The organism is Pseudoalteromonas sp. SG44-17 (assembly GCF_014164235.1).
Taxonomy (GTDB): Bacteria; Pseudomonadota; Gammaproteobacteria; order Enterobacterales; family Alteromonadaceae; genus Pseudoalteromonas; species Pseudoalteromonas rhizosphaerae.
Genome location: NZ_JACJEV010000082.1, coordinates 1 through 1,533 on the forward strand (window position 1 = coordinate 1; position 1,533 = coordinate 1,533).

Annotated in this window: 1 protein-coding gene; it reads right to left on the reverse strand. The window is 41.0% G+C overall.

The window, feature by feature from the left end:
* Window positions 1–210 precede the first annotated feature (210 nt).
* A complete protein-coding gene (locus H5182_RS21925) occupies window positions 211–1,224 on the reverse strand; it encodes a nuclease-related domain-containing protein (protein WP_182760650.1) in 1,014 nt (337 codons plus the stop codon).
* Window positions 1,225–1,533 lie beyond the last annotated feature (309 nt).

The window sequence follows — 1,533 nt, forward strand, 5'->3', positions numbered from 1 at the left end:
GATCACACCCGAAATTAAATTAATGATGAGTAATAACAGCGCATGGATGCGCGTTAAGCTGTGACTTCGCCATGGACGGCGAATACACAGCATTTACGTTCATATCATTAATTTAAATTGAGGAAGCTGTTTGATCCTCGGGGCGCCGTGGGGTTCCAAGGGGCGGTCGGCGGTATCCGCCCTTTGGTTGCCGTCGCCAACGCGACATTATCAATCAAATTTGAAAAGCGCTGTATTTTCACAATCACCACACACTAATGAATAGAGATCTTTGCGTTTGCTCACTTTAGTATTTGCACTGGTACACTGCGGGCAAGACGTTTTCATTGGTGTATTGGTATCGCACTCCCCACATGTAACAAAATAGCCGTAGCGGCCTGGGCGAGCTTTTAGCGTCGTTTGATTGTTGCACTGCTTACACTGTAAATTTACGTCATTGACAACATTTGGTTGCTCTTGAGTTATTGGTGTAATAGAGGTTGGCGCAAGAGTAGGCGTTTCATTTTGATAAATCGGGCTAGGTTCGTTGAGACTTGATGCTATTGCATCAGGTTTTAACTGTGTGGCAGGAGTAATATTTTGCTCCAAAAGAAACTCACAGATCCTTACTAAGCTTTCTTCACTAAACCATGGGCGAGTATTGGTTGAAAAAAAGTGCAGGGCATTTGGTATTGATGCCGGGAGCTTCATTATGTCTAAAAGTTTATCTGCTATAAACTCTGATTTTACAAGTCGCTCTTCAAGCGTTTTTGGCGTGTTATCTCGATTAATTATGGCATTACTCGATATTGCACAGATGCTATGCCATGCACGGCCACCAAAATTTTGTTGTATTTTACCAAACATCTTTGGCAGGAGTTGAGGAGCATTGTCTCTTACTAAACTTTTTAGTACTGCCAGTTGTAGCTCAACTTGTTTGATTGGTGATGGCATGCCTTGCCATTGCCCTCGGTAGCTGCGACTCCATTCTTGATGTTGGTTTATTGCAACTTCACCAGTAATACTTTTTGATTCAATAAGAATAAACCCGTAGGTGTAAACAATAAGGTGGTCTATCTGTGCGCTTTCGCCGTTGTGTTTAAACTTTACATCATTAAACACAAATACTTGAGGGTGGTCTTTAAATGCGCGGCGTAAGTAAAATGCTACGTCGAGCTCTTGTTTTTGGCCTGCTTTTAATTTTGCTGAGTTGGTTGTGACGAGCGTTTTATCTTTTAAAATCATGAGGCATCCTTTCAGTCATGTATTTGTATAGAATAACATTGAAGTACCTAATAAAAATACTGCTCTGATTAATTTGATTTTAAATATTCAGCAAATTTAACACTGAAGATCACAGTATTCCTTTCACGTCAGTAAGCTGCATGCCTACGGCAAAATTACACACTGCTGTGAAGACAGTTCCCCAGTGATCACACCCGAAATTAAATTAATGATGAGTAATAACAGCGCATGGATGCGCGTTAAGCTGTGACTTCGCCATGGACGGCGAATACACAGCATTTACGTTCATATCATTAATTTAAATTGAGG